This window comes from Lutibacter sp. (genome assembly GCF_041562875.1).
Lineage (GTDB): Bacteria > Bacteroidota > Bacteroidia > Flavobacteriales > Flavobacteriaceae > Lutibacter.
In genome coordinates this window covers 1-20,686 of sequence record NZ_JBFFOE010000049.1, presented here as the reverse complement: position 1 = coordinate 20,686, position 20,686 = coordinate 1, and the positions used below count along the sequence as shown (strand labels likewise).

Genomic DNA, 20,686 nt, shown 5'->3' with positions numbered 1-20,686 from the left:
TAGATTTTGGTTCAAGAAGAATTCCAGATTTAAAGTGGTCTCCTTATATAAGTGCTGGTTTTATGGTTGATTTTTATAACCCTGATTTAAAATCGGATTTAGGGGATTGGACACAGGATATTTCAGTTATTTATGAAAAATGGCAAGTGCCTGGAGCTATAAATGTTAAAGCAAATATTACTACATCTGCTACGTTAGGAATTGGAACAAGACATAAATTAGGAGAATACTCTGATATATTAATTGAATCTCGTTGGCAATATTTCTTTTCAAATTATGTTGATGGTTTAAATGCAAAGCTAGATCCTGCCAACAAATATAATGATTGGTTATTATGGGTTCATGTAGGGTATGTTTATTACTTAAACTAAGTAAAACCTTTCTTATTAAAGCATAAAAAAGCGTGTTTTTGTTATCCACAAAAACACGCTTTTTTATATTTATTTCAGTTTAATTAATAGGACATTTAAAATTTGGTTGCAAACTCACTTCTACTATATAAATTTTAATAATTGTAGTATAACTCCAAGATGAATTCCTTCATGGTATAGGTTAAATAAAATACCATCCTCAATTGTGTTTAAATTAATACCTACACTTGTTTTGTATTCAAAATAGTTTTTAAATAATCCAGTATCATAATCTTCTTTTAACCGCTCTGGAAGCTCTAAAAATAGCTTTTTAATACTATTAAATTCATCTTCAGAAATAGTATAGGTTGGTGACGTTCCTTTTTGAAAATTAAGAATCATTTCTTCTGAAATTAAACAATCTAAACCCGATAATTTATAACATAACAATTGCTGTGTTACCACTAAGTGTGTAATATTCCACGCAATATTATTCTTAAAACCCTCCGGAATTTTATTTAATTGTTCCATGGTAAGGTTTTCAATAATATTTAAGGTTAATAGTCTTGATTTTTTTAAGGTATCGAACTGTTTTTGCATTGTTTTTGATTTTTTTATTAAAAGTATTCAAATTTAGAATAAAAACAGATTAATTTTACATAAACGCATACTATTAAACTCATGAAAAAAATATATCACTTAAAAACGTGTGACACCAATAGAAGAATCTTAAAAGAAATGGATACTTCCGGTTATATTTTACAAGAAATAAAAACAGCGCCAATTACTGTACTACAATTAGATGAATTGTATGGGCTAACCAACAGTTACGAAGTTTTATTTAGTAGAAAAGCAAAAAAGTTCAAGCAAATGGACTTGAAAAATCAGGTTTTAACTGAAAAGGATTATCGTCAATTAATTTTAGATGAATACACTTTTTTAAAACGTCCTGTTATTGTAAATGAGCAAGAAGTGTACGTTGGAAACACTAAAAAAAGAGTTGACATTCATCAAAAATAGAACTGTTACAATCAATTAAATTTAACAAGAAATGAAATGGTTTAATTTTTAATAAAATGAAAACCTTCAAGTAATTTTAACTAAAATGAATGAGATATACTTGAAACATGGTTTTTATATACCTTTTAAAAACAATATTTTTATGCTATTGTATGATTTCAAAATAACTTCCCTATTAAATTTTGTTCCGCAACCGTATACTTTTTGTAAAGTAACCGTATAAACTTTGTCTTTTCTAAGGTTAAGTTTGGTTTATATAGTAGATAATTTGTGTAAATAATGTACTATATTTTAGTGAATAATGTACAATTAATTTTAAAAAATAGTAGTATAAATACAAGATGCATAAAAAACCCTTTAGAATAAGGCTTTTGAAGGTTTTATAAAGATAGTGAAAACATAAGAATAAAACATCTTTTATTACCCTTATTTATAAACAGTTTTATTACACAAATAATAAAGTAATTACAAACAATTTAAAGTTAAGTTTAAAATTTTGAATTGTTTAAAAAGACCTTCTTTAGAAGATTTTATAGTACTATACTTTGAATGATCATATTCAATAAAATTTTCTTGAAGATACGTTTTGGAATAGATTATAGGTTTATTCTTAAATTTCATTACTTAAGTTAAAACATAAAAAAACCTCCCCAATTGGGGAGGTTTTTAAAATTTACTATTTCAGAATTTAGTTATTTAAAACCCAAACACCGTTAGTTAATATAACATTAGTGCTTACTGTGTTTAAACCGTTATCATAAAGAAGATAAGTGAACGTATATTTTTGACCTTCTTCAGCCGTTGGATTAATATTATTAGCTAAAATACCTAGTGAATGAACAATTTGTGCTTCAGTCCAATGGTAATCATAATCATGATAATAACCTAAGCTATCCCAAAGGTCTGCATATTCAGGATCACCTGATAATTGAGCAGACATATATTCGTAGTCAGAATTTACTAAGGTGTATTTAATAGTATTATCTGGTAACCAAGAGTTTCCATCATGACCAAATTGTAAAGATGAACTATGAGCTGTCCATACACCATCAATTACAGTATATAAATTTCCTCTAACTCTAGTACCTGTTCCACTAATGTAATATTTATACATTACAATTAATGCATCTTCTTCTTGTGCAAATGGGTGTGCTAATGCAAGGAAAGTTGGCAAATAATTAGCTGGAGCTATACCACTATCAAAGTTATTATATTTACCTGGTTGACCTGAAGCTGTACCCATAGAGTCATAATCATCAGAAGTTAAATAATATACATTAGTTGATGGATTCCAATATTCACCATTAAATGTATAATAAACATCTGTGTAAGTTTTATCACCTTGTACATCAACAGCAATATCATTAACCATAAGATCTGCCCAAGAATTAGTAACACGTACACCATCAATAATTCCTGTTGGTCCATTATACCCTTGGCGTATACCTATTCTTTCAATAATTGTACCAGCTGTACCTATGTTTGTTGCTTCTGGAGTTAGAGGCTCAGTTGCCTCAGGAGTTGTTAATACATATAAATTAGATGTACCATTGTCTATATTGTAAGATGCAACAATAAGATAAGTTGTATCAAAAGCAAAAGAATTAGCTCCAAACGTTAATGTACTTGAACTCGCTCCAATTCCAAACCACATCCCTCCATTACCATCACTCATAGCGCCAACTCTTGCTCTAAAATTAGTTCCTTGATCTAATAAGTGAAAAAAGTAAGTTCCAGTATCAGCACCAACAGCACTTAAATTTACCAAGGCACTTAAATAAACTGTTCCTGAGGCTTTAGGAGTAAATGAACGATTAACATCTTGTGAACCAAAACCATCTATTGATGCAGCACCTCCTATGTCAGATGAAGGATAATTTACCATAGCTAAACTTGTCGTTGTGTACCCTACTAATGGTGCACCTCCTGAATGACCTACCCAATCACTAATAGCTGATAAATCTCCAGCAACAGAACCATAATCAAAATCATCTGCTAATAAATAATTAGTAGTAGTTGTTATAATAGGTTCTTCAGTAAATTGAACATATTTTACCAATGCAACATCACCTTCTACTGCTTCAACATTGTCAGTAAGTACATCTTCTAAAAAATCACTTGGTGTAATAGCTGGATAAAAACCTAAAACATCACTTCCGCTTGCAGCATAATCATCTATATTTAAAGTGTAGTTTACAGCATTAACATAGTTGCTAACTTCTGCTAAATCAGTAAGACCTCCTATCATATTATAGTTAACTAAAACTGAAGAGCCTTTTCCCCATACAGGATATTTACCAGTAAGAAAATTAGGAACCATAGATTTAACATCATCTACAGATTCGAAACCTCCGTCTAATTCTAAAATAGAATAATCATCATCTGTAAGTGTATAATTAGCATCACCAACTATAATGTTCTCCTGAGCATCAATGTCTGCATATATTTCATCCATAGGGTCACAGGCCGTAAAAAATAAGGCCAAAACCGGTAATAAATAAATAAATTTTTTCATAATTATATATTTTTAAAATTTAAGTTTTGCACTAATATTAAATGTTCTTCCATAACCATACCAAACATAGGCAGTTTCAGTTACTGAACCTACGCCATCAGTTGCATCAGAAATATACTGAGTGTCAAATACATTGTTCATTCTACCTGTTAAGGTTGCATCTAAATCACCAATTTTAAATCCATGTCTAATGCTCATATCAAATGTTGAATAATCAGGAAGTGACCAAGCTTGTGGACCTACGGAAGTTCTTCTATTTGGATCGTAACGAGCATAGATATCAGCAAAATAGTTGAAATCCATAGTGAAATGTGTTTTTTTCATTAACTCATAATCAAAACCTAAAGCAGCAGTTGTTTGAGCAGCATCTGACACTTTTAATCCTTCAATAAATAAATTTATGGTTTGAACTAAATTTTGTGAATCATCAAATATTTGCACATTTTCAACATTATTATCCCAAGTCCAGTCTCCTAAAGAAAGCATACCTGTTAGGGTTAATTTATCTGAAGCTCTGTAAGTCCAGTCTAACTCAACACCTTGATGTATTGCATTAACTCCTAATATATTAGCAGAGTTGAATGAACCATCAGGATTAGCAAAACTTCTTGTTAACGTTCTATCTTTCCATTCAGTTCTATAAATATTAACATTAGCTCCAAAATTTCGACCCTTAAAGCCATACCCTAATTCAGTACTAAATATTTTTTGATTTTCAGCATCAGCATTGATATGCTCATTATCAAAATTTAAGAAAACAGCATCAAATCCTGGTGCTTTTTCAAAATATCCAATGTTTGCAAATACGTTATGTTCACCATTAATATTGTAGTTAGCACCACCTTTTACACTATACCCTGTGAAATTATATTGATCCGTTGTTTGTAAAGCATCACTATCTAAGTAGTTAAAGTAATCAACTCTTACATAAGAAGTATTTGAAACAGCAACTGAAACAAAACCAGCAATGTTATCTTTGTCATACTCTAATTGGGTAAATAAACCTTGCCATTCAACTTCACCATCATTCCAGTAATCACGCTTATCTCCCACTTGTAAAGCTGCATTTGGGTTGTTTACGTTATTGTTATCATAAGCATAATCAGCCCCTAATAAATCTGTAACTTCAGAGAAATGTTTCCCAACATATGATCTGATGTCTACACCTCCTACAAATGATAAGTGATCATTTAACTCCGTTTTTAAAGTTGATAAAGCTCCAAACCAACTGTGGTCATTTCTAGAAGCTCTTAAATAAGCTTCAGCTCCTAAAGCTCCGTTAGCTCTATTTAAAGCTACAATATTATCGATATCTATTGGTTGGTCTGAACCACCTATTCTTTCGTTGAATAAACCTGTGTTACCAGCAGTTCCACCACCACCTCCTGTTCCCCAAGAAGCATAAAGTGCTGTAGATAAATTTGTTTTATCACTAATTGTCCAGTAGTGATTTAAAGAAGTTTGTGATTTATGATAGAAGTTATCTTCAACATTTACAACATTTCCGTCTCTAAGACCCCAGTTAGGATTAAATTTAATACCACTTTCAGCATTTCTGTAAGTAGAAATTAAACTTTGATTTTGTCTTTGTCCGTGCCATTGTGGAGCACCAAAAGAAGTTATAGAGATTTTATGATTATCACCTATTTGTTTTGATATATTAGCAAAATAGCTATATCCTTCAAATTCTGTTCCATCAACATATCCATTCCCTTTAGTTTTAGAAGCTGAAACTGTAGCAGCAAAACCATTATCTAACAATCCTGTTGAAACAGTTGCTCCATATTTTTGGTACCCATCATTTCCTGTACTAGTGAAAATATTTCCACCTTTTTCCATATCCGTTGTTTTAGATAAGATGTTTACCGTACCTCCAATAGAAGGAACAGCTACTTTAGAAGCTCCTAAACCACGTTGCACTTGCATAGCACTTGTAACATCAGCTAAACCAGCCCAGTTACTCCAGTAAACTCTACCGTTTTCCATATCATTAACAGGTACACCGTTAATCATAACCGCTACGTTTTCAGAGTTAAATCCTCTAAGTGTTAAACCACCATCTCCAAAACCACCACCTGATTTAGTTGCATAAACACCTGGAGTAGATTTTAAGATTTCAGGAAACTCTTGAGATCCTAATTTATTTTCAATAACATCAGCTTTTACAGTTGAAACTGCAACTGGTGTTTTTCTTGCAATAGCGAAAGATGTTGCAGTAATCACAATCTCATCTAAAGACTCTGCAGAAGGGTTTAAGGCAATAGTGCCAAAATTTTTAGCCCCGTTAAATGTTAATGTTTTGGTTTCATAACCAACAAATGAAACCAAAATAGTACCATTAGCACTTGAAGTTTCAAATGTAAAATTTCCATCAAAATCTGATGAAGCTCCTGATTGTGCTCCCTGAAGAACTACAGTAGCGCCTGGTAATGGTTGATTTGTTTCATCAACAATTTTACCAGTAAGTTTGGTTTGTGCAAAAATGGCAGATGTTGAAATCAACATAACTACCACTAGCCAATTTTTAAAATTTCTCATTGTGTAATTTGAATTTGAATTAAATGTTTGTGCAAAAATGCACCTTTTTATTGAACTGTAATTTTAATTAATTGTTAAGTTTTAACAAAAAATTAAGAACCTTAAAAATAATAAAAAACACCATATAAACAGGTATCCATTAGTTTAAATGTTAACAGTTTATTAACAGATGTTATTTTTAAAAGATGGTTGCTTTTGTGAGTGCTAAAAAAATTAGGAATTTTTATATAATTTTTGTGCTAATTCTTTCCCTAACTCAACTCCAAATTGATCATAACTAAAAATATTCCAAATGATTCCTTGAACAAATATTTTATGTTCATAAAAAGCAATGAGGCTTCCTAAAGTTTTAGGTGTCAGTTTTTCTATTAAAATGGTAGTACTAGGTTTATTTCCTTCAAAAACTTTATAGGGTAATAAAGTTTCAATTTCATTCATTTTACCCTGTGTTTTTAAATCTAAATGTGCTTCTTCTTTTGTTTTACCCTCAGCTAGCGCTTGGGTTTGAGCATAGAAATTAGCCATTAATTTTTCGTGGTGTTCTTTATTTCCATAAAGAGATTCTTTAAATCCAATAAAGTCCGCAGGAATTAGTTTGGTTCCTTGATGCAATAATTGCATAAAAGCATGTTGTGAGTTAGTTCCTGTACTTCCCCAAATAACATTTCCTGTTTGGTAATTAACAGGGTTTCCATTTCTGTCAACACTTTTACCATTACTTTCCATAATGGCTTGTTGTAAATAAGGTGCTAATTTGCTTAAGTATTGCGTATATGGTAAAATGGCTTCGGTTTCAGTATTAAAAAAGTTGGTATACCAAATACCTATTAAACTTAAAATTATGGGCGCATTTTTTTCAAAAGGTGTATTTTTAAAATGTTCATCCATTTCAAACGCACCTATTAACAATTCTTTAAAGTTTTGAAAACCTACAGCTAAACTAATTGAAAGTCCAACGGCGCTCCATAATGAAAAGCGACCACCAACCCAGTCCCACATAGGGAAAATATTTTCTGAAGCAATTCCAAAGTTTTTAACGGTTTCTAAATTGGTTGAAACTGCCACAAAATGTTTGGCAACATCACTTTCAGAAGCTGTTTGCAAAAACCACTTTTTTATAGTGGTTGCATTTGTAAGTGTTTCTTGTGTTGTAAATGTTTTTGAAACAATAACAAATAGTGTTGTTTCAGGATTCAAGTTTTTGATGACTTCTTGAACGTGATCACCATCTATATTAGAAACAAAATGAACATTCAGTTGATTTTTGTAATATTTTAATGATTCAACAATCATATCTGGACCTAAATCTGATCCACCAATACCAATATTTACAATATCGGTAATTGATTTATTAGTATACCCTTTCCAATCTCCAGAAACTACTTTGTTAGTGAAAATTTCTATTTTTTTTAATGCTTCTTTAATTTCAGGTACTATATTTTCACCATCAACAAATACTTCATTATTTAATTGGCTTCTTAACGCTGTATGCAAAACAGCTCTTTTTTCAGTCTGATTGATTTTTTCACCTAAAAATAGCGAATTAATAGCACTTTTTAGATCAACTTCATCTGCTAATTCTAATAAATACTGGAGTGTTTCCTCTGTAATTCTATTTTTAGAATAATCAAATTCAAAGTCATTAAAATTGATGCTAAATTTTTCTTTTCTATTAATATCATTACTAAATAATGATTTTAAATGTTGGTTTTTAACTTCGTTATAATGATTTGTAAGCTTTTGCCAAGCTTTTGTTTCAGTTGGGTTAATGTTTTTCATGATTTAATTTAAGAATCTAATTCTACTTTTAAAGTTAAAATCTAGTCTGTTAATGAGAATATTTAATGGAATCTAATTTAGATTTAAGAGGGTCAATAAACTTAAAATATATAGGTTTAATCGTTTCTTTCATAGGTTCAGCAACTGGTAATTTTTGTTTTAAAGGGTCAACTTGTTCTCCATTTTTCCAAAAACGATAACATACATGTGGTCCTGCAGTATTACCCGTCATACCAATATAACCAATTATATCACCTTGTTTAACTACATTACCAACTTTTACAGCTCTTTTGCTCATGTGTAGGTATTGCGTGCTATAGGTGCTATTATGTCTCACTTTTACATAATTCCCATTACCTCCTTTGTATTGAGATTCTATGACGGTTCCATTTGCAGTTGTCATAATAGGAGTTCCAACAGGCGCTGCATAATCTGTACCTTTATGCGCTCTTATTTTATTTCCATAGTAAGCTATTTTTCTTCGTAGATTATATTTGGAAGATATTCTGCTAAATTTAACTGGCATTTTTAAAAATTGACGACGTAAATTTGCTGCTTCATCATCATAGTAATCTGGAATACCCATGATAGAATCAGCTACATATTTAAAAGCATAAAAAGGCTTGCCTCCATGTTCAAAATAAGCAGCCTTTACTTCTCCAATACCAACTGGAATTGTATCATGAATATATAATTGCTCATATATTAATTTAAATTTATCATTTTCTTGAAGTTTCGAAAAATCAATAGTCCAAGCATAAATATCATCAGCCATTTTATAGGTTAAATACGGGCTTAAACCTTGATCATCCATAGCGTTTGAAAGGTTGCTTGTAATAACACCCGCAACTGTTTTAACAACTGTTTTTACTGGTATTTTGGCATTGTAGGCTTTTATTATTGAGTCTTTAAAATCAATAACTGTATAATTAACTTGAGAGTGCTTGTATATAAAAACTTGAGCGACTTCTGTGGAGTCTGTTTTTGCTAAAATAGTATATGGAATTCCAGTTCTAATCTTTCGAACATTAAAAGTATCCTTTATTTTGGAAACAATTTCTAATACTTTTGGATAGTCAATATGGTGCCTATCAAGTATTTCACTAAAATTTTCTCCAGATTTAATAGTGTCATGAATTACTTTATAATCATTTAATTTATAACCATATTTAAAAATAATTTCTGGTTCAACAGAATCTACAGCTATATTATCACTCTTTTTTTTATCGGCACATGCTGCAAATACAACAATAATTAGAAGGAATACTATTTTTTTCAATGGCTTGATTATTTACGAATTAATTAGGTGAAAATTTAATAACGCAAAAATACAATTTAATTGTCAAAAATAATATTAAAAGGATGAGCTAAACCTTTAAAAGCATCTAAATCTGCTCTTAATGAACCAACTACTAATGAGGCTTTAATACGAAGCGGAATTTTATTTTCATCATCACTTATCCAAATAGTAACACTTTCTTCTTCTTTAAAAACACGACCAGATTGTACCATTGGCATAAATTTCAAGCATTTAACTTTACCGAATTTTGTTTTTATGATTTCTTTTCCCAAAAAGCGAAGTTTAAATTTATTAATTTCATCATCAAAAAACATATCTAATTCAATTTCTTCACCAATTTTATAATTGCGGATATTTTGATTTCTAATATAATATAATGAAGAAAGGATGTCTTGTATATTTTTATTAATAGGATGCTTTGTTTCGGTATTATGCTTATAGTTTTTTACAGTCGCCTCATTCATATTATAGTCGAAAAAAGTTTCCTGATCTTTTGTATAGCCACCTTCATCAATTTTTCGAATAGATCTAAATGGTTGTAGACTTTCTTTGTACATATACGATTGGTAGTTATCTTTTACTTTAAAAAATAAACTTATTAGCCCCGTAGATTTTCCTTCTCCAATAAAATGAAAAGCATCTTTACCGTTGTTTTTTAACTCTTTCACTTCCATTGTTGAAAAACCAGCGTTTAGGAAATTACTATAGCTCATTCTAAATTTAAGCCATTCACCTTTTTGAAAGGCAAATTTAGTGGCACTATCTTCTTTTTTAACTGATTGTCCGAATGAAACTGCAGAAATAAGAAGAAACAATATAATTAGTCGTTTTATCATTTGATTATTGTGTTCATAGTTATTTTGTTAAAAATGCAATTATTAAGCCAAAAATAATAAAAGGGTAGCAAATGAAGTTAAGCATTTATTAAATTATTAGCTATTATAGAGTACCTCTACGTTCTTGTTCTGCTTCAATGCTTTCAAATAAGGCTTTAAAATTTCCTTTTCCAAATGATTGTGCCCCTTTTCGTTGAATAATTTCAAAAAATAATGTGGGTCTATCAGTCACTGGTTTTGTGAAAATTTGCAATAAATAACCTTCATCATCTCGGTCAACTAAAATTCCCAACTCTTTTAATTCAGCTAAATTTTCATCAATTTCTCCAACTCTATCTAAAACAGTGTCATAATAAGAGCCTGGAACATATAAAAATTCCACTCCACGTGCGGTCATTTCTTTTACCGTTTCTAAAATATTGTTTGTTGCAACGGCTATGTGTTGAACTCCTGCACCATTGTAAAAATCTAAATATTCTTCAATTTGAGATTTTTTAATTCCTTCAGCAGGTTCATTTATTGGAAATTTTACACGCCCATTTCCATTGGTCATTACTTTACTCATTAAGGCAGTAAACTGTGTTGAAATATCTTTATCATCAAAAGTAATTAAGTTTGCAAAACCCATGACATCTTTGTAAAATTTAGCCCAAACATTCATTTCGTTCCAACCAACATTTCCAACCATATGATCTATATAACGCAAACCAACATCTTTAGGATTGTGAGTTGATTCCCATTTTTCAAACTTCGGAAGAAATACACCTGTATAGTTTTTACGTTCTACAAAAATATGAACTGTATCTCCATAGGTGTGAATTCCTGAACGAACAACTTCACCATTTTTATCACTTTCTTTGGTAGGTTTTAGAAACGATTTGGCACCTCTTTTTGTGGTTTCTTCCCAAGCTTTTGTTGCATCTTCTACCCAAAGAGCCACTACTTTTACACCATCGCCATGTGTTGAAATGTGTTCTGAAATTTCTTTATTTTCTGAATTTGGCATAGGTGTAGTTAACACCAAACGTATTTTATCTTGAACTAACACATAACTAGTTCTGTCGGTTATTCCAGTTTCTAAACCTGCATAGGCTAAAGATTGAAATCCGAATGCAGTTTTGTAATAATGTGCTGCTTGTTTGGCGTTTCCAACGTAAAATTCAACGTAGTCCGTTCCTAGTAAAGGTAAAAAATCTTCAGCTTCTGAAAATATTTTTTCCAATCCGTAATTAAAATTTTGTTTACTTTTTAAATCTGACATTTTTTTATATTTTTTTATAAAAGAAAAAAGAAGATAGAGAAAAGACTAAATTATACCATTTTGGAAACCCATAGTCATTTTTTGAAATTCTTCAATTTTTTCTTCCATTTTATTTAATATTTCTGTATTAATATATGTTCTGTGATGAGCAATTAAAAGTTGTGTTGAAAGTTCAAAAGAAGACCCTAAAGAAATATTAAGAAAATGAGAAAAGGACTTGTCAGTTCTTGCAGAACCTTCAGCAATATTACTAGGTATTGAAATTGAACATCTACTTATTTGTAAACTTAAATCAAATCTTTCGTGTTTTGGAAAATCATTTAAAATATCAGAAACATTTTTTGAAATTTCTAAACCCAATTGCCAAATTTTTAATTTTTTATAATTATGCCTTTTCATATTAATCTAAGTTATATAACTTGCTTGGTCTTTTGTCTTTAATCTCTTTTCTAAGAGTCAAATTAATCGGTTATCCAAGATTTATAATAATCATCTACTTGTAAATTTAATGCTTCTTCAGTAATCATAACTGGTTTAAAAGGATCAATCATAACCGCTAATTCTTCCGTAAATTTTTTACCAACACTTCTTTCAATAGCTCCAGGGTGTGGTCCGTGAGGAATTCCTCCAGGATGCAAGGTTATTTGACCTTTTTCAATGTTATTTCTACTCATAAAATCACCATCAACATAATACAATATTTCTTCAGAGTCTATATTGCTATGATGATATGGAGCCGGAATTGATTTTGGATGATAATCGTACATTCTTGGCACAAAAGAACAAACTACAAAACCTGCCGCTTCCCAAGTTTGGTGAATTGGTGGTGGCATATGAATACGACCTGTAATTGGTTCAAAATCATGTATTGAAAATGCGTACGGATAATTAAATCCGTCCCAACCAACAACATCAAATGGGTGATTGCTATACATATATTCCCACAAAACACCTTGTTTTTTGATTAAAACTCTAAAAGTTCCTTTTTCATCATACGTTTGTAAATTAGTTGGTAATCTGAAATCACGTTCACAAAATGGTGAATGTTCTAATAATTGCCCAAAATTATTTCGATATTGTTTTGGTGTTACAATTGGACTAAAAGATTCTACATAAAGTAATCTGTTTTCTTCAGTATCAAAATCAATTTGATAAACGGTACCTCGTGGTATAATTAAATAATCTCCATATTTAAATTCAATAGTACCATACATCGTTTTTAAAGTTCCTGAACCAATATGAACGAAAAGCATTTCATCTGCATCTGCATTTTTGTAGAAATAAGAAGAAGAGAATTCTTTTGGAGCAGCTAACCCAATATGTAAATCATTATTTACAAACAATGTTTTACGACTGTCTAAATAATCAGTTTCAGGCTTTAAAGAAAATCCTTTAAAACTTAACGCTTTCATATTTTTTTCAATCGCTATTTTTGGCGCAACAATTTTTAGTTGTTTTATTTCTGAAACAACGGTTGGTGGATTTAAATGATATAATAAGGAAGACATTCCTACAAAACCTGCAGTTCCAAAAAGCTCTTCTTGATAAAGGCCGCCAGTTGGTTTTTCAAAAGTTGTATGACGTTTAGGTGGTATTTTACCTAATGAATAATATCTAGGCATTTTATGTTTTTTTAGTTATGAATACCCCAAAAAAGGAGAAAAATTATTTTAAAAACGATTCAACTTAGAGTGATAATTTATTTTAGTTAAATTTATAATGAATTAAAGGTACATATTTATTGAATTAAAAAAAGCACCTTTAGAATGAAAGATTTCATTCAGGATCTCTTTTAATAAAGAATTTAAGAAGTGCCAATAAGCCTATCCAACTTTGTATCATAATTACAAATATAAACTTTTTTTTGAAAGTCTAATTATGTAAATAATCTAGGAGTAAGCTCAGAGACATTCTAATAGAAGAAATTTAGCTGTGTCTATTTCTAAAAAATGCACTTCATAACTATCTTGCATCTCTAAACATGTCTTTTTTTAAAATATAGCCATTTTAAGACTTAAAACAACATTGAAATATTAGGCTATTTTTGAATAAAAAAAGCCACACAATGTGCGACTTAATTTTTGGGGTTTTTGGGGTTTATTTTGATGCTTTTAAAACGTCTGCTATAATTTGTTCTAATTGATGTTTAGGAAGTGCTCCTTGACTCATTTGAGGTTCACTTTCTTTTGGTACAAATAGCATAGAAGGGATACTTCTAATTCCAAATGCTGCTGCTAATTCTTGCTCAACTTCAGTATCTACTTTATAAATATTAATTTTACCTTCATATTCATTACTTAATTCCTCTAAAACTGGAGCAACCATTTTACATGGTCCACACCAATCTGCATAAAAATCAATAATACAAGGTAAATCACCCTCAAACTTCCACTCTTTATTTTTTTCGAAATCAAACACCTTTTCTAAAAAGGTTTGTTTTGTTAATAATTCAGTCATTCTTTTAAAATTTATTTTTATATAATAAAGCAATATTAATGCCGCTTTATTTGACGACAAATTGACATAAAAACTTACAAATTCTAAGTAACAATAGTTACTATTGTAATTAATTTAGTAATTTAACGACTTCATTAACTAATTATAAACTAAAACCTTAATTATTATGAATTCAAAATTAACGATGGTATTACGCATCTTATTAGGATTAATTCTCCTAATATTTGGAGCTAACAAGTTTCTAGATTTTATGCCACACATGGAAATGCCTGAACCTGCAGGAAACTTAATGGGAGCTATGATGGCTTCAGGTTATATGCTTAAATTGGTAGGAGCTTCCGAAGTTGTTGTAGGTTTATTATTACTTGTTAAAAAATGGGTGCCTTTTGCTTTAATAGTTTTAGCTCCAATTTCTGTAAATATGATCTTTTTCCATTTGTTTTTAGCTCCTGCGGGAATTGGACCTGCCGCTATTGTAACTATTATAAATGGTATCTTAATATATGACAACTGGAGTAAATTAAAAATACTTTTTTAATTTACTAGCAATTTTAATCAATCAAAAATACAAGGTATACTCAACAGAGTATACCTTTTTTAGTTAAATTTGTTCTTACTTAAATAATAAAACCATGAAAAATATACTATTGTTAACGCTGATTGGAATTTTTTTAATTTCCTGTAAAAATTCTGAATCTGAAAAAAATGAAATAAAATTGAATTATCCTACTACAAAACAAGTTGATACCGTAACTGATTATTTTGGAACAAAAGTTAAAGACGCATACCGTTGGTTAGAAGATGACATGTCTACAGAAACTGCTGAATGGGTAAAGGCGCAAAATACCGTTACGTTTAATTATTTAGCTACTATTCCTTTCCGTGAAGATTTAAAAAATAGATTAGAAAAGCTATGGAATTACGAAAAAATAGGTTCCCCTTTTAAAGAAGGAGAATACACTTACTTTTATAAAAACAATGGTTTACAAAATCAATATGTTCTTTATAGACATAAAGAAAATGAAGAACCAGAAGTATTTTTAGATCCAAATACTTTTTCTGAAGATGGTACTACTTCTTTAGGTGAAATTTCTTTTTCAAAAGACGGAAGTATTGTTGCGTATGCTATTTCTGAAGGTGGATCTGACTGGAGGAAAATTATTGTAATGGATGCTATTTCAAAAGAAATAAAAGAAGACACCCTAATTGATGTAAAATTTAGTGGAATGGCTTGGAAAGGTAATGAAGGAATCTTCTATTCAAGTTACGAAAAACCTAAAGGAAGTGAGCTTTCTGCAAAAACAGATCAACACAGATTGTTTTATCATAAATTAGAAACAAAACAAACTGATGATAAAATTATATTTGGTGAAAACGAAAAAAGAAGATATGTTGGCGGAAGTGTTACAGAAGATGAAAAATACTTAATTATAAGTGCCTCAATTTCTACTAACGGAAATGAATTGTATTTTAAAGATTTATCAAATCCAAACAGTCCAATAAAACCAATTATTTTAGGTTTTGACTATGACACTTCAGTATTAGATCATAAAGATGGTAAATTATTATTAGTTACCAATTTAGACGCTCCAAACAAACGTATTGTTTCTGCAAATGTAGCTAATGTTGATTCAAAAAATTGGGTTGATGTAATTCCAGAAACTAACAATGTATTATCACCATCAAAAGCAAATGGCTTTATATTTACCAACTATATGGTTGATGCCGTTTCTCAAGTAAAACAATATGATTATAATGGTACATTAATTAGAGATATTGAACTTCCCGGTGTTGGTTCAGCAGGTGGTTTTAGCGGAAAAAAAGACGATGAAGTTATCTATTATTCATTCTCAAATTATATTACTCCTGGTTCAATTTATTCATTTAAAACAGTGTCAGGGGAATCAGAATTATATAAAAAACCAGCTATTGATTTTGAATCTAATGATTTTGAATCTCATCAGGTTTTTTATACTTCAAAAGATGGAACAAAAATTCCAATGATTATTTCCTATAAAAAAGGAACCGTGTTAAACGGTAAAAACCCAACTATTTTATATGGTTATGGTGGATTTAATATTAGTTTAACACCTTCTTTTAGCATTACCAATGCTGTTTGGATGGAACAAGGTGGAATTTATGCAGTTCCTAATATACGTGGTGGTGGCGAATATGGAAAAGCATGGCATGATGCAGGTATTAAAATGAAAAAGCAAAATGTTTTTGATGACTTTATTGCTGCTGCTGAATATTTAATTGAAAATAAATACACCTCATCTGACTATTTAGCGATTAGAGGAGGCTCAAATGGTGGTTTATTGGTAGGTGCAACAATGACTCAAAGACCAGATTTAATGAAAGTTGCCTTACCTGCCGTTGGTGTTATGGATATGCTACGCTATCACACTTTTACTGCCGGTGCTGGTTGGGCGTATGATTATGGAACTTCTGAAGATTCAAAAGAAATGTTTGAATATTTAAAAGGATATTCTCCAGTTCATACTATTAAAGAAGGTGTTGAATATCCTGCAACTTTAGTAACTACAGGAGATCACGATGATAGAGTTGTACCTGCACATTCATTTAAATTTGCTGCTGAACTACAATCAAAACAAACTGGTAATAACCCAGCCTTAATTCGCATTGAAACAAATGCAGGTCACGGTGCAGGAACACCAGTTTCAAAAACTATTGAACAATATGCTGATATTTTTGGTTTTACTTTGTACAATATGGGCTATAAAGAATTGCCTAATAAAGTTAAAATTAAAGAATAGTTTATATAACATGTCAGTCTGAGCTTGTTGAAGTTTCTTAAATCTTAAGAATAAGTCTTCAACAAGCTCAGACTGACATAATTTTAAAAAAGGCTGTCTAAAAATTTTGAAGGTCGTCACCCTGAATCAAGTTCAAGTTGACGTTTTTTTAAATCAATCCAATATAAAAATAAATTGCAAAAACTATTTAATGGTCACTGTTAACAATTAAATACCATCCGTGTTTTTGTATTCATAAAATCTTAGACTTTAAATAATTATGGATGTAACAGATTTTTCTTTTTGGTTTACATATTTTATTTTACCATTGATGATATTCTTTTCGCGTATTGTTGATGTCACACTTGATACTCTTCGCATTGTATTTGTTGCTAAAGGCAACAAATTTTTAGCCCCATTATTGGGGTTTTTTGAAGTTTTAATTTGGCTGATTGCTATTACAAAAATTATGCAAAATCTTGATAATGTAGCTTGCTATATTGCTTACGCTGCCGGATTTGCAACAGGAAATTATATTGGTTTAATTATTGAAGAAAAATTGGCAATGGGAGTTCAAATGTTTAGAATTATTACCCAAAAAGACGCTACATCTTTAATTGAAAAATTGATAAATGGCGGTTATAAAATCACTTCTATTGTTGCAGATGGTAATAAAAGTAGTGTTCATATTATTTATTTGGTGGTAAAGCGTACCGAAAATAAAAATATCATTGATATCATAAACCTTTTTAATCCTAACGCTTTCTATTCAATTGAAGATGTTCGTCATGTGAATGATAATGATATAAATTTAAACCAGAAATCAAAGTTCAAAAGCCCTAGTTGGATGCGAAAAGGTAGATAGTTATTTTAAATTTTCTTGTTTGATTTTTCAGTCATCAATCTGAAGTTGGCGATTATTTGATTTAATAGCTAATAAATTGCGGAAATTTCAGCTTCATTAAAAGGAATCCTATCACCAATGCTTTTTCCTAACAGTTGTTTTCCTATTGGAGAATTGGTAGAAACTGCATAATAATTAGTATTTTCAATAGTAATTTTACCAGTGCTTATTGCTAAAAAATAAGATGCTTTATTGGTGATAATTAAACTTCCTAAACATATCATTTTTGAAGTTTTTTGAATTTCTATTTTAGATAATGCTTCTTTCATTTCAAAAATTACAGCTAATTGCTGACTTGCTTTTTCCATTTCTAATTGCAACATGGCTCTTCCTGTTTCGTGTTTATCACCAGCGGAACTTTTTGTTTCTGAAAACAAGGCTTTTTTATTAGATTCAATAATTGAAGTAACTGTGTTGTATTTTTCATCTACAAACAATAGACAAGCTTCGTATAGTTTCCTTTTTATTTCTTGAATATTTTTCATAATAAGTAAGTAAATGTAACCCAATCCAACTTCTTTTAATAATTTTGCAATACAAATTTTTCACATGCAATTTACAGGAAAACGTTACTTAGATTATTCTTCATTCATCAAATCAACATTTGGAGAAAGAGTTCAAAAGATATCATTAGATATTGGGTTTTCTTGTCCTAACAGAGATGGTACAAAAGGGTATGGTGGTTGTACGTATTGTAATAACAATACATTTAATCCTGATTATTGTGAACCTACAAAAAGTATCAAAGAGCAATTAGAACAAGGCATTTCATTTTTCGGTAAAAAATACAAAGCACAAAAATACTTAGCTTATTTTCAAGCATATACAAATACGTATTCCGATTTAGATTCGCTTAAAAAAATGTATAATGAAGCTTTAAATGTTGAAGGAGTTATTGGTTTGGTGATTGGTACAAGACCCGATTGTATTTCAGAAGAGATTATTGATTATTTATCTTTTTTATCAAAAAAACACTTCATTTCATTAGAATTTGGTGTTGAAAGTACTTTAAACAGAACTTTAGAAAAAGTAAACAGATGTCATACGTTTGAAGAAACAAAAGCAACGTATGAAAAATGTAAAAATAAAGGATTTCATTTAGGTGCTCATTTAATTCTTGGATTGCCTGAGGAATCGAAAAGTGAACTTTTAAATCACGCTTCTGAAATTTCTAAATTACCCATTGACACCTTGAAACTGCATCATTTACAAATTGTAAAAAATTCTGTAATGGCAGTTCAACACAAACGAAATCCTGAAAATTTCAACTTATTTACATCAGATAGCTATATTGATTTTATATCTGATTTTGTTGGACAATTAAGGCCAAATATCATTATTGAACGATTTATTAGCGAAACACCTCAAGATTTGCTAATTGCACCCAAATGGAACAATCTTAAAAACTTTGAAATAGTTGCCAAAATAGATAAAAAACTTACTGAGAAAAATACTTGGCAAGGAAAACATTATATTCTGTAAAACACTATTTATTTTCCTCCATTTGCTTTTAAATCTGCAAGACAAAAAGAATCAAATTTTGGTATTTGTGCTTCAAAATTAAAATTCCTTGTTCTGTCTACACTTTCAATTTCATAATACATTAAACAATCTTCAGAAATACAATGCGCATTATTTTCCATGTCTTCATGGTCACTTATCATTGGTGAGCCTACATCTACCAACCCAAGAAGATGCCCAAATTCATGTTCTATTACAGTAGCTTCTAAAACCATACTATTAGGTTCATTTACGCTATCTGAAAGTAAACGTATGGTTTCTTCAAAAATAACAAAAGATGTATTTCTATAAGCCATACCAAGTATTACCGAATTTTCTTCATCTTTTGATGAACTGCCATTTAAAAATAAAACGAAAATTGCTAACCGATTAGCTTTTGAATAATAACTTCTATTATTATCTTCAATATTTATTACGGCATCTAATGTGTAAGATTCCTCAATTGAAATATCGATTAATCTTGTATTAATTTGTATAATATTCTTGTATGTTCTTGCTTCTATAAGGCTTTTAAAATTATTTAAAGCTTCATCTGATGGTCTATATTCATCAACATATAAAACTTCAATAATAATATCTGTAAAAATGTTATTTGATAAAATATCATAGGCTGAATATCCTACATTATTCAAATAAGGATATGGGCTATCATTAATGTCATTATCAGATTGACAGCTGATAATAAGAAAAAAAAAGAGCAAACTTATTTTAAATATATTTTTCATTATTGAACCTTTTTAATAACAATTATGATAAATAAGAACTTTCATTCACTTATAAAGTTAATTAAAATAGAGATAGAAATCACTAAAAAAATTGTAATTTTAATAGGCGGAATTAAAACATAAGTTTTGGATTATTTACTTTTATTTATTTTATTAGTGGTAAGTATAGTTGGAACTTATTTAGGAAAGAAAATACTAAACACCATTTTCTAAGAAAAATTTAAATCAATTGTACTTATTTTAATTTTTATAACAGGAATTTTTACGCTTGCCAAAATATTTTTGTTTTAGTTAATGAATATTTTGTATGTTTAAGGTATGTTAATTTTTTATACAAAAAGCTTATCTCAAATGCCCTGGGTTTTTATTCCTGGGTTATAAGGATTATCCATCTTTTCATATAGCAAGTACTCCTAACTTTCAAAAATTCATTTCATCATTATTTTAAAATAAACAAACAGTATGAGCAATATAATTGTATTAGGTGCCGGTATGGTTGGTAGCACAATGGCTATTGATATGGCAAAAAATCACTCAGTTTCAATTACCGATTTTAACAAAACTGCTTTAGAAAAAGCAGGGAAAAAATGCGATAAACTTACACCAATTGAATTGGACGTAACGGACAAAATTGAACTTCAAAAAACCATAAAACCTTTCGATTTGGTAATTTGTGCCGTTCCTGGTTTTTTAGGATTTGAAACCTTAAAATCTATTATTGAAG

The 20,686-nt window shown here is 29.8% G+C and carries 18 protein-coding genes and 1 pseudogene; 7 read left to right on the top strand and 12 right to left on the bottom strand.

What is annotated here, in order from left to right:
* Positions 1–371 (top strand): annotated as a pseudogene (locus tag ABY863_RS08490) (hypothetical protein); the annotation flags it as partial.
* A 123-nt stretch (positions 372–494) separates the two neighbouring features.
* Here ABY863_RS08490 and ABY863_RS08485 read toward each other — a convergent pair.
* Positions 495–950: a DinB family protein gene (locus tag ABY863_RS08485; protein WP_372793835.1), complete on the bottom strand. Its 456-nt coding sequence runs from the start codon at positions 948–950 to the stop codon at positions 495–497.
* A gap of 81 nt (positions 951–1,031) precedes the next feature.
* Between ABY863_RS08485 and ABY863_RS08480 the strand changes: the two genes are divergently transcribed.
* Positions 1,032–1,370, top strand: coding sequence for an arsenate reductase family protein (locus ABY863_RS08480; protein WP_372793834.1), 339 nt, complete (start codon positions 1,032–1,034; stop codon positions 1,368–1,370).
* A gap of 688 nt (positions 1,371–2,058) precedes the next feature.
* Here ABY863_RS08480 and ABY863_RS08475 read toward each other — a convergent pair.
* From ABY863_RS08475 to trxA, 9 genes are all read right to left on the bottom strand, one after another.
* On the bottom strand, positions 2,059–3,885 hold the full coding sequence (locus tag ABY863_RS08475) for a hypothetical protein (protein WP_372793833.1): 1,827 nt from the start codon (positions 3,883–3,885) through the stop codon (positions 2,059–2,061).
* 12 nt (positions 3,886–3,897) lie between these two features.
* Entirely contained in the window at positions 3,898–6,423 is a 2,526-nt protein-coding gene (locus ABY863_RS08470; RefSeq protein ID WP_372793832.1) for a TonB-dependent receptor domain-containing protein, read from the bottom strand.
* Between the two features lie 213 nt (positions 6,424–6,636).
* Positions 6,637–8,202, bottom strand: a complete 1,566-nt coding sequence (pgi, locus tag ABY863_RS08465; protein WP_372793831.1) for a glucose-6-phosphate isomerase — start codon at positions 8,200–8,202, stop codon at positions 6,637–6,639.
* A gap of 49 nt (positions 8,203–8,251) precedes the next feature.
* Positions 8,252–9,481: a peptidoglycan DD-metalloendopeptidase family protein gene (locus ABY863_RS08460; protein WP_372793830.1), complete on the bottom strand. Its 1,230-nt coding sequence runs from the start codon at positions 9,479–9,481 to the stop codon at positions 8,252–8,254.
* Positions 9,482–9,537: 56 nt separating this feature from the next.
* Positions 9,538–10,338, bottom strand: coding sequence for a DUF3108 domain-containing protein (locus ABY863_RS08455; protein WP_372793829.1), 801 nt, complete (start codon positions 10,336–10,338; stop codon positions 9,538–9,540).
* Positions 10,339–10,441: 103 nt separating this feature from the next.
* Entirely contained in the window at positions 10,442–11,599 is a 1,158-nt protein-coding gene (gene hppD, locus ABY863_RS08450) for a 4-hydroxyphenylpyruvate dioxygenase (RefSeq protein ID WP_372793828.1), read from the bottom strand.
* A 45-nt stretch (positions 11,600–11,644) separates the two neighbouring features.
* Positions 11,645–11,998 (bottom strand): four helix bundle protein, encoded by a 354-nt coding sequence (locus tag ABY863_RS08445; RefSeq protein ID WP_372793827.1) that lies wholly within the window; start codon positions 11,996–11,998, stop codon positions 11,645–11,647.
* Between the two features lie 62 nt (positions 11,999–12,060).
* Entirely contained in the window at positions 12,061–13,221 is a 1,161-nt protein-coding gene (locus ABY863_RS08440; RefSeq protein ID WP_372793826.1) for a homogentisate 1,2-dioxygenase, read from the bottom strand.
* A 475-nt stretch (positions 13,222–13,696) separates the two neighbouring features.
* Positions 13,697–14,056 (bottom strand): thioredoxin, encoded by a 360-nt coding sequence (gene trxA / locus ABY863_RS08435; RefSeq protein ID WP_372793825.1) that lies wholly within the window; start codon positions 14,054–14,056, stop codon positions 13,697–13,699.
* Between the two features lie 166 nt (positions 14,057–14,222).
* On the opposite strand from trxA, the gene ABY863_RS08430 reads away from it, so the two are divergent.
* From ABY863_RS08430 to ABY863_RS08420, 3 genes are all read left to right on the top strand, one after another.
* Positions 14,223–14,594 carry a DoxX family membrane protein gene (locus ABY863_RS08430; protein ID WP_372793824.1) on the top strand — a complete coding sequence of 124 codons (372 nt, stop codon included), beginning with the start codon at positions 14,223–14,225 and terminating at the stop codon, positions 14,592–14,594.
* Between the two features lie 94 nt (positions 14,595–14,688).
* Positions 14,689–16,833, top strand: coding sequence for a prolyl oligopeptidase family protein (locus tag ABY863_RS08425; protein WP_372793823.1), 2,145 nt, complete (start codon positions 14,689–14,691; stop codon positions 16,831–16,833).
* A 259-nt stretch (positions 16,834–17,092) separates the two neighbouring features.
* Positions 17,093–17,677: a DUF2179 domain-containing protein gene (locus ABY863_RS08420; protein WP_372793822.1), complete on the top strand. Its 585-nt coding sequence runs from the start codon at positions 17,093–17,095 to the stop codon at positions 17,675–17,677.
* A 68-nt stretch (positions 17,678–17,745) separates the two neighbouring features.
* Here the strand turns inward: ABY863_RS08420 and ABY863_RS08415 are convergent, their stop codons facing one another.
* A complete protein-coding gene (locus ABY863_RS08415; protein WP_372793821.1) occupies positions 17,746–18,201 on the bottom strand; it encodes a 3-oxoacyl-ACP synthase in 456 nt (151 codons plus the stop codon).
* A 64-nt stretch (positions 18,202–18,265) separates the two neighbouring features.
* Here ABY863_RS08415 and ABY863_RS08410 point away from each other — a divergent pair, with 64 nt between their 5' ends.
* Positions 18,266–19,198, top strand: coding sequence for a TIGR01212 family radical SAM protein (locus ABY863_RS08410; RefSeq protein ID WP_372793820.1), 933 nt, complete (start codon positions 18,266–18,268; stop codon positions 19,196–19,198).
* 8 nt (positions 19,199–19,206) lie between these two features.
* Here the strand turns inward: ABY863_RS08410 and ABY863_RS08405 are convergent, their stop codons facing one another.
* Positions 19,207–19,962 carry a membrane metalloprotease gene (locus tag ABY863_RS08405; protein ID WP_372793819.1) on the bottom strand — a complete coding sequence of 252 codons (756 nt, stop codon included), beginning with the start codon at positions 19,960–19,962 and terminating at the stop codon, positions 19,207–19,209.
* Between the two features lie 462 nt (positions 19,963–20,424).
* Here ABY863_RS08405 and ABY863_RS08400 point away from each other — a divergent pair.
* Positions 20,425–20,686, top strand: a 262-nt coding sequence (locus ABY863_RS08400) for a saccharopine dehydrogenase NADP-binding domain-containing protein (protein ID WP_372793818.1), incomplete at its 3' end; no start/stop codon positions are given.

Bases quoted from the DNA above. Each gene is read 5' to 3' on its own strand.
- ABY863_RS08485 (WP_372793835.1), bottom strand. From the start codon at position 950: ATGCAAAAACAGTTCGATACCTTAAAAAAATCAAGACTATTAACCTTA.
- ABY863_RS08480 (WP_372793834.1), top strand. From the start codon at position 1,032: ATGAAAAAAATATATCACTTAAAAACGTGTGACACCAATAGAAGAATC.
- ABY863_RS08475 (WP_372793833.1), bottom strand. From the start codon at position 3,885: ATGAAAAAATTTATTTATTTATTACCGGTTTTGGCCTTATTTTTTACG.
- ABY863_RS08470 (WP_372793832.1), bottom strand. From the start codon at position 6,423: ATGAGAAATTTTAAAAATTGGCTAGTGGTAGTTATGTTGATTTCAACA.
- pgi (WP_372793831.1), bottom strand. From the start codon at position 8,202: ATGAAAAACATTAACCCAACTGAAACAAAAGCTTGGCAAAAGCTTACA.
- ABY863_RS08455 (WP_372793829.1), bottom strand. From the start codon at position 10,338: ATGATAAAACGACTAATTATATTGTTTCTTCTTATTTCTGCAGTTTCA.
- hppD (WP_372793828.1), bottom strand. From the start codon at position 11,599: ATGTCAGATTTAAAAAGTAAACAAAATTTTAATTACGGATTGGAAAAA.
- ABY863_RS08445 (WP_372793827.1), bottom strand. From the start codon at position 11,998: ATGAAAAGGCATAATTATAAAAAATTAAAAATTTGGCAATTGGGTTTA.
- ABY863_RS08440 (WP_372793826.1), bottom strand. From the start codon at position 13,221: ATGCCTAGATATTATTCATTAGGTAAAATACCACCTAAACGTCATACA.
- trxA (WP_372793825.1), bottom strand. From the start codon at position 14,056: ATGACTGAATTATTAACAAAACAAACCTTTTTAGAAAAGGTGTTTGAT.
- ABY863_RS08430 (WP_372793824.1), top strand. From the start codon at position 14,223: ATGAATTCAAAATTAACGATGGTATTACGCATCTTATTAGGATTAATT.
- ABY863_RS08425 (WP_372793823.1), top strand. From the start codon at position 14,689: ATGAAAAATATACTATTGTTAACGCTGATTGGAATTTTTTTAATTTCC.
- ABY863_RS08420 (WP_372793822.1), top strand. From the start codon at position 17,093: ATGGATGTAACAGATTTTTCTTTTTGGTTTACATATTTTATTTTACCA.
- ABY863_RS08415 (WP_372793821.1), bottom strand. From the start codon at position 18,201: ATGAAAAATATTCAAGAAATAAAAAGGAAACTATACGAAGCTTGTCTA.
- ABY863_RS08410 (WP_372793820.1), top strand. From the start codon at position 18,266: ATGCAATTTACAGGAAAACGTTACTTAGATTATTCTTCATTCATCAAA.
- ABY863_RS08405 (WP_372793819.1), bottom strand. From the start codon at position 19,962: ATGAAAAATATATTTAAAATAAGTTTGCTCTTTTTTTTTCTTATTATC.